At 67.0% G+C, this 6,657-nt stretch carries 10 protein-coding genes; 1 reads left to right on the top strand and 9 read right to left on the bottom strand.

Going from position 1 to position 6,657, the window contains the following annotated elements; all coding sequences use genetic code 11:
• The coding region (locus ACILRA_RS17935) for a hypothetical protein (protein WP_395663432.1) at positions 1-274 on the top strand (274 nt) is incomplete at its 5' end.
• A 3-nt stretch (positions 275-277) separates the two neighbouring features.
• Here ACILRA_RS17935 and ACILRA_RS17930 read toward each other — a convergent pair.
• From ACILRA_RS17930 to ACILRA_RS17890, 9 genes are all read right to left on the bottom strand, one after another.
• Entirely contained in the window at positions 278-1,021 is a 744-nt protein-coding gene (locus ACILRA_RS17930) for an ABC transporter permease (RefSeq protein WP_395663431.1), read from the bottom strand.
• A complete protein-coding gene (locus tag ACILRA_RS17925; RefSeq protein ID WP_395663430.1) occupies positions 1,018-1,731 on the bottom strand; it encodes an ABC transporter ATP-binding protein in 714 nt (237 codons plus the stop codon). Before ACILRA_RS17925 ends, ACILRA_RS17930 begins: the two co-directional genes overlap by 4 nt.
• On the bottom strand, positions 1,728-2,663 hold the full coding sequence (locus ACILRA_RS17920) for an ABC transporter substrate-binding protein (protein ID WP_395663429.1): 936 nt from the start codon (positions 2,661-2,663) through the stop codon (positions 1,728-1,730). Before ACILRA_RS17920 ends, ACILRA_RS17925 begins: the two co-directional genes overlap by 4 nt.
• On the bottom strand, positions 2,660-3,667 hold the full coding sequence (locus ACILRA_RS17915) for a HesA/MoeB/ThiF family protein (protein ID WP_395663428.1): 1,008 nt from the start codon (positions 3,665-3,667) through the stop codon (positions 2,660-2,662). Before ACILRA_RS17915 ends, ACILRA_RS17920 begins: the two co-directional genes overlap by 4 nt.
• Positions 3,646-4,242, bottom strand: a complete 597-nt coding sequence (locus ACILRA_RS17910; RefSeq protein WP_395663427.1) for a thiamine phosphate synthase — start codon at positions 4,240-4,242, stop codon at positions 3,646-3,648. Before ACILRA_RS17910 ends, ACILRA_RS17915 begins: the two co-directional genes overlap by 22 nt.
• Positions 4,239-5,012, bottom strand: a complete 774-nt coding sequence (locus tag ACILRA_RS17905) for a thiazole synthase (protein ID WP_395663426.1) — start codon at positions 5,010-5,012, stop codon at positions 4,239-4,241. The genes ACILRA_RS17910 and ACILRA_RS17905 overlap by 4 nt, the downstream gene beginning before the upstream one ends.
• Before the next feature lie 2 nt (positions 5,013-5,014).
• Positions 5,015-5,212: a sulfur carrier protein ThiS gene (gene thiS, locus ACILRA_RS17900; protein ID WP_395663425.1), complete on the bottom strand. Its 198-nt coding sequence runs from the start codon at positions 5,210-5,212 to the stop codon at positions 5,015-5,017.
• Positions 5,209-6,174 (bottom strand): FAD-dependent oxidoreductase, encoded by a 966-nt coding sequence (locus ACILRA_RS17895; RefSeq protein WP_395663424.1) that lies wholly within the window; start codon positions 6,172-6,174, stop codon positions 5,209-5,211. The genes thiS and ACILRA_RS17895 overlap by 4 nt, the downstream gene beginning before the upstream one ends.
• Positions 6,171-6,657, bottom strand: a 487-nt coding sequence (locus tag ACILRA_RS17890) for a hydroxymethylpyrimidine/phosphomethylpyrimidine kinase (protein ID WP_395663423.1), incomplete at its 5' end; no start/stop codon positions are given. The genes ACILRA_RS17890 and ACILRA_RS17895, both read right to left, overlap by 4 nt.

Genomic DNA, 6,657 nt, shown 5'->3' with positions numbered 1-6,657 from the left:
CATTGATGGATGTGGTAGCTTTCTTCATGGTGTTGCTCTCCATTTAGGATTGAACACCCCGAGCCTACGGCTCGAGGAGAGCAACGCCAACCTCACTCCAAATTTCTACATCGACCGGGACATCCCCAAGCTTAATGTATCCAAGGGTTTAGCACCAGAACTATCGGATCCAGGTGCACAAGCCATTTTATGGTTTGCCAAGCCTGAAGTGGCCTCCGTCGTCACCGCCAAGGCCTTTTTGCGGGAGTTGGCCTTGAAGCAGAAGCGGGGATGACGGTTACGCAGCGGGATAGCGGGATAGCATGAGACGGCAGAGCACCTCGGCCATGAACCGCAGTGCCAGGGTGACCATCAGAAGAACGGCCAGCGCGGCAAACATCAGGTCGATCTTGGCGCGGCCATTGGCGAAAAGCATCAGATAGCCCAATCCCTGCGAGGCGCCGACCCATTCTCCGATGATCGCGCCGACCGGCGCATAGACCGCCGCCATCCGCAAGCCCGATGCGAGCGAGGGCAGCGCCGTGGGAATGCGGATGTGCCACATCACCCGGGCCGGCCGGCCCTTGAGCTGTCCGCCCAGGTCCAGAAAGCCGCGCGGTGTGCGCATCAGCCCGTCAAAGAAGGAGGAGGTGATGGGGAAAAAGACGATGAGCATCGCCATTGCCACTTTGGACCAGAAGCCATAGCCGAGCCACAGGGTGAGGATCGGCGCGAGGGCGAAGATCGGCATTGCCTGGCTCAGCAGCAGGACCGGCAGCACGAGCGAGCGCACCGGCTGCCAGGCGGCCATGGCAATCGCCGTCGCAGTGCCCAGAAGGCCCGCCAGCACAAGGCTCGTCAGGATTTGGACCATTGTCACGCTGGCATGCCAGCCGAGCAATTGCCATTGCGCCGCAATCACGCCGGCCACCAGGAGGGGCCCGGGCAGGATGAAGGGCGGCATCTCGAACAGGCTTACCACTGCCTGCCAGAGCATGATCAGCGCCGCGCCTGCGGCAAGGGCTTTGAACGTGCCTGTCACGCCGCGCCGCTCACCACGTGGCGCATCAGCAGGCTGGCGCGATCTGCGGTGCGGTCTTCGCTGGCGGGCGCCGGGGGCAGGTCCACGCGGTTGGCCTTCTCCGGGCTCATCACCACGACGCTGTCGCCCATCCGTGCTGCTTCGATCAGGTCATGGGTGACCAGCACCACGGTGCGCCCCTCCATCAGATGCCGCGTGAGGTCCTGCATCTGGCGGCGGGTGTGCGGGTCGAGTGCGGAGAAGGGCTCGTCGAGCAGCACCACGGGCCTGTCCTCCGCCAGGGTGCGGGCCAAGGCCACGCGCTGTCGCTGCCCGCCTGACAACTCCCCGGGCCTGCGGTGCTCGAGGCCGGCGAGACCCACCTCGCGGATCAATTCCCCGGCGCGCGCCATGTCGGGGCGCTCACCGCGGAGCTTGGCGCCGATCGTGACATTGGCGACAACGCTCGCCCAGGGAAGCAGCAGGTCAGACTGCTGCATCAGGATGGTGCGGCCGGGCAGGGGCAGGCCATCGTCGCAGCTGATCGAACCCTGGAAGCCGATCCCCTCGGAAAGCCCGGCGAGCAGCCGGAGGAGCGTCGATTTTCCCGAGCCCGAGGCCCCAAGGAGAGAGGTCCAGCCCCCTGCCGGAATAAACAGGCCGAGTGGGCCGAAGATCCGTTCCCCCCCGATCCGCGCCGCGCCTTGAAGGCTAATTGCCGGTGCCTTCATTCCGCGCCCAGGTCGATGGCAATGCGCGACACGGGCTGCGCATTCTTCAGCAGCCCTGCCTTCAGCAGGAAGTCCTGGAAGCGGACATAGCGGCCGCTGTCGAGGGCGGCCGGCTGCAGCGACAGGCGCGGCAGCGTATCCGCCCAGGCGCGGCGGTTCAGCTCGTCCTGAAGCTCTGGTGCGGTGCCGGAAAAGATTTTCCAGCTCTCCTCCTGATGGTTCACGATGTAGTTCGCGGCCTTTTCCGTGGCAGCAAGGAAGCGGCGGATCAGCGGCTTGTCGAGGCCGTCGCGCTTTGCCACGTAGATGAGCTCGTCATAGGCCGGAACGCCCGCCTCTTCGGGATAGAAGCAGCGGCCCTTCACCCCTGCGAGGTCCATCTGCGTCAGCTCGAAATTGCGGAAGGCGCCGATCACCGCATCCACCTGCTTCGACATCAGGGACGGTGAGATCGACCAGTTGACGTTGATGAGCTCGACATCCGAAAGCGAGAGCCCTGCGCTGGCGAGCATCGCCGAGAGCAGCGCCTGCTCGAATCCGGCCAGCGAATAGCCGATCTTCTTGCCCTTGAGGTCCGCCAGCGTGCCAACCGAGCCATCATCGCGCACCAGCAGGCAATTCAGCGGCGCGGTCACCAGCGTGCCCACGCGAACGATCGGCAGGCCTTCATCCAGCATCAGGTGAAGCTGCGGCTGGTAGGAGATGCCGATTTCCGCCTTTCCGGCGGCGACAAGCTTGGGCGGATCCGCCGGGTCGGCGGGCGGAATCACCGTCACCTCCAGCCCTTGTTCGGCAAAGAAGCCCTTTTCCTGCGCGATGATGATCGGCGCATGGTCCGGATTCACATACCAGTCCAGAAGTACCGTCAGCTTGTCCGCCGCGAAGGCGGGCGCGGGAAGCAGCAAGAGCAGGACCAGCAGGATCTTCTTCATGTCGTTTTCCTCTTTGCGTCTGATTGTCCGAGTGCGGCGAGCACGATGTCTCCGTCCCAGCGGGCGGAAAGGCGCTCGGCAGCCCGCCATGCCCTGGCCCCTGAGCGGCAGCACAGGACGGCGCGCTGCGTGTGTTCCGGCCTGGCGCCCGCTTCGCCCACCGCCTCGGCGGTCAGGCGCAGGGCGTGCGGCGTGGCGAGCGGTGCCTCCTCGGCTGCGCGGAGGTCCACTACCCAGTCATCCGCGCGGATGTCCCCGGCGGCGATGAAGCGCGGGCGGAACGCAGGTTCTTCTGCCCCCAGGAACCGGAAGCCTCCGAAGCGCATGCCGCGTGCCTCGAAGGTGACGAGCTGCCCGAGCGGCGAGGGCGCATCACCAGTGATCACGGCCATGGCCATCTGCGCCTGGATTGCGCCCACGACGGCGACGGCCGTCCCGATCACCCCATCCTCGGCGCAACTGCCAAGCCTGGGCGGCAGCTCCGGAAACACGGCGCGGAGCGATGGCGCCTGGCCGCAGAAGCCGCCGCAATAGCCCGAAGTCCCGAGCACCGAGGCGCTGATGAGCGGAATGCCGGCAGCCATGCCGAAATCAGACAGGATGTAGCTCGCGGCGAAGCTGTCGGCGCAGTCGAGCAGCAGCATGCAGCCGGCGGCGAGTTCCGCGACATTCGAGGGATCGAGCGCTGCTGCCACCGGCTCGATCACCGTATCGGGGTTGAGGGCGCGGAGGTGCCTGGCCGCGGCCTCGACCTTGGGCAGGCCAATGTCGCTCATGCGGAACAGCGTCTGCCGGTGCAGGTTGCTGAGGTCCACCACATCGGGGTCGGCAAGGCGGATGCGCCCGATGCCTGCGCCCACCAGGGCTGGCAGCAGCGGTGCCGCGAGGCCGCCCGCGCCCACCACCAGCAACTGCGCATCGCGCAGGCGCGCCTGGCTTGCGGCGCCGAAGCCTGGCACCGCCATCTGGCGGGCGTAACGGCTCACCGTGTCGCTGCGATCCATTGCCGGACCTTCTCTTCAGGATCCTTGTCGAGCGTGATGTCGGTGACGGCCGAGACGATGTCCGCGCCAGCGGCAAAGACGCCCGCCGCGCGGCTGATCGTCATCCCGCCGATCCCGACCAGCGGAATCTTGCCGGTGAGGCCCCGCCATTCGCCGAGCTTGTCGAGGCCCTGCTCATGCCACTTCATCTTCTTCAGGATGGTGGGGTAGATCGGCCCCAGGGCGATATAGTCGGGAGCGACGCTCAGGCCGCGCTCGAGCTCTGCATGGTCATGGGTGCTCACCCCGATCCTGATCCCGGCCCTGCGGATCGCGGGAATGTCCGCCGTGTCGAGATCTTCCTGCCCGAGGTGAATCCAGTCGCATCCAAGCTCGATGGCGATCTTCCAGTAGTCATTCACCACCAGCACGGCGCCGTGTTTGCGGCAGAGGTCGCGCGCTTGCGCGATGCTGCTGCGGAGTTCGTTCTCCGGCTTGTCCTTGATGCGGAGCTGCACCAGCCTCACACCCAGCGGCAGCATGCGGGCGAGCCAGCCGGGTTCGTCGAAGATCGGGTAGAAACGGTCAAGCGTCATGCGAGGAAGGCCTTTCCAATCACGGGGGTCGAGGGGCTTGCCATGTCGCGCGGGTCCATCGGGTCGGCATCATGGGCGAGGCGCCCGGCCTTCACGGCAAGGGCGAATGCCTCGGCCATCGCCGGCGGATCGCCCGCGCGCGCCACGGCGGTGTTGAGCAGAACGGCGTCGAAGCCCATTTCCATCGCCTGCGCGGCGTGGCTGGGAAGCCCGAGCCCTGCGTCCACCACCAGCGGCACATCCGGCAATTGGGCGCGCAGCGTGCGAAGGCCGTAAGGGTTGGTGAGGCCCAGGCCTGTGCCGATGGGCGCACCCCAGGGCATCAGCACGTCGCAGCCAGCCTTGAGCAGCCGCTCGGCCAGCACCAGGTCCTCCGTGGTATAGGGGAATACCTTGAACCCTTCCGCGCACAGGATGCGCGCCGCCTCCAGCAGGGCGAAGGGATCCGGCTGCAGCGTGTCTGCATGGCCGATCACCTCAAGCTTGATCCAGTCGGTGCCGAACAGCTCACGCGCCATTTGCGCCGTCGTCACCGCCTCGCGGACGGAATGGCAGCCCGCCGTGTTTGGCAGTACCCTCACGCCAAGCTCCCGGACCATCGCCCAGAAATCGGCTCCTGCCGCCTTGCTGCCCGCTTCCCGCCGCACCGAGACGGTTGCAACGGATGCGCCCGAGCGGGTGAAGGCCTCGCGCAGGACCGCGGGCGAGGGGTAAAGAGCCGTGCCCAGCATGAGGGGGGATGACAGCGTCTCGCCATAAAACGACCTCATCGTCAGCCTCCCTGCCGTGGCGCCACGACTTCGATGCGGTCTCCCGGCGCCAGGATCCGCATGCGCCGCGCGTTCCGCGGCACGAATTCTTCGTTCACGGCGGTGGCGACTTGAGCATCCGCATAGCCGTGCTCCGCCAGGGCATCAGCCAGGGTCGCGCCGCGGATTTCGGCAGTCTCGCCGTTGAGCATGATCTTCATTGCAGCAACTCCGGTGTGGCTCCCATGAGCAGGTGATCAGCCGCCATCCGCGCCAGCGCAGGCGCCATCAGAAATCCGTGGCGGAAAAGCCCGTTCGCATGGAGCCTGCCGCCAACCCGGCGGAGACGCGGCACGTTGTCCGGGAAGGCGGGCCGCGCATCGACCCCGATTTCCAGTATCTCGGCCTCGCCGAAGGCCGGATGAAGCGCATAGGCGGCGCTCAGCAGTTCGAGCACCGAGCGTGCCGTGGCGCGGCTGCGGTCGCTGCTCTCGATCTGCGTCGCCCCGAGCATGTAGATGCCGTCACCCCGCGGCACGAGATAGATCGGGATGCGGGGATGAAGCAGCCGGACAGGGCGCGACAGCGTGATCTCGGGGCAGCTCAGCAGCAGCATTTCCCCCTTCACCCCCCGGAGGTCGTTGAGCGTGTCCCTGGCGCTCAGGCCGCGAGCGTCAATCACCTGGCCTGGGCTTCCCACACCCTCCTGCGTGATCGCGACACCTTTCGCGCGAAGTCCCGCGGAGAGTGCCGAAAGCGCCTGGCGCGGGGCGAGATGGGCCTCGGATGGAAAGAACAGCGCGCGCTCGAACCGCCCGGCGAGGTCGGGTTCGATCTCCGCCAGCTCTTCTCCGGCCACGAACCGGTTTTCGTGCGTGCGGCGGGCAAAACGGTCGAGTTCCTGCCGGTCGCGGCCCAGTGCAATGGCAAGTGAGCCACCGCGGGCCACGGCCGCGCCATGGACTTCCCACCAGTCCGCGGCGGCAAGGCCGTGGCGCACCACGATGCCGGGCGCCGTCTCGCCTTCGCAATAGGGGGCGAGCATGCCGCCCGCCCACCAGGAACAGGCATGCGGTCCCGGCTCTCCCGCCCGGTCGATAAGCCGAACCTCTGCGCCCCGCTTGACGAGTTCGGTGGCGATGCAAAGCCCGGCGACGCCCGCGCCGATCACCGTGAAGCTCATCGCCATGTCCCGTGAAAATGGTGCACGGGCCCATGGCCCGATCCAATTCTCAGCTCGTCCGCCCGCGTGATCGCCGCGTGCAGCCAGCCATGCGCCACGCCAGTGGCCTCCGCCAGCGGCCGGCCCTTGGCAAGCTCCGCCGCGATGGCGGATGACAATGTGCAGCCGGTGCCATGCGTGTTGCGTGTGGCGATGCGGGGTGCTGTGAAGACGCAGACACCCTCCGCCGACACCAGCACATCCTCGCATAGAGGCCCTTCGGCATGGCCACCCTTCATTAATACCGCCCGCGCCCCAAGTGCGCAGATGGCCCGCCCCTGGGCTGCCACCTCATCGCGTCCCTGGGCCTGCTCACAGCCGAGCAGCTTGGCGGCCTCAGGCAGGTTCGGGGTCACGAGGTCAGCGCGTGGCACGAGGTGCCGGAGCAGGGCGGCGACGGCCTCCCCGGTGAGAAGCGCGTCGCCTGACTTGGCGACCATCACG

Source organism: Aestuariivirga sp. (assembly GCF_044239095.1).
Lineage (GTDB): Bacteria > Pseudomonadota > Alphaproteobacteria > Rhizobiales > Aestuariivirgaceae > Aestuariivirga.
Note: the sequence above shows the minus strand (reverse complement) of the source record. Positions and strands in the feature narration are given on the sequence as shown.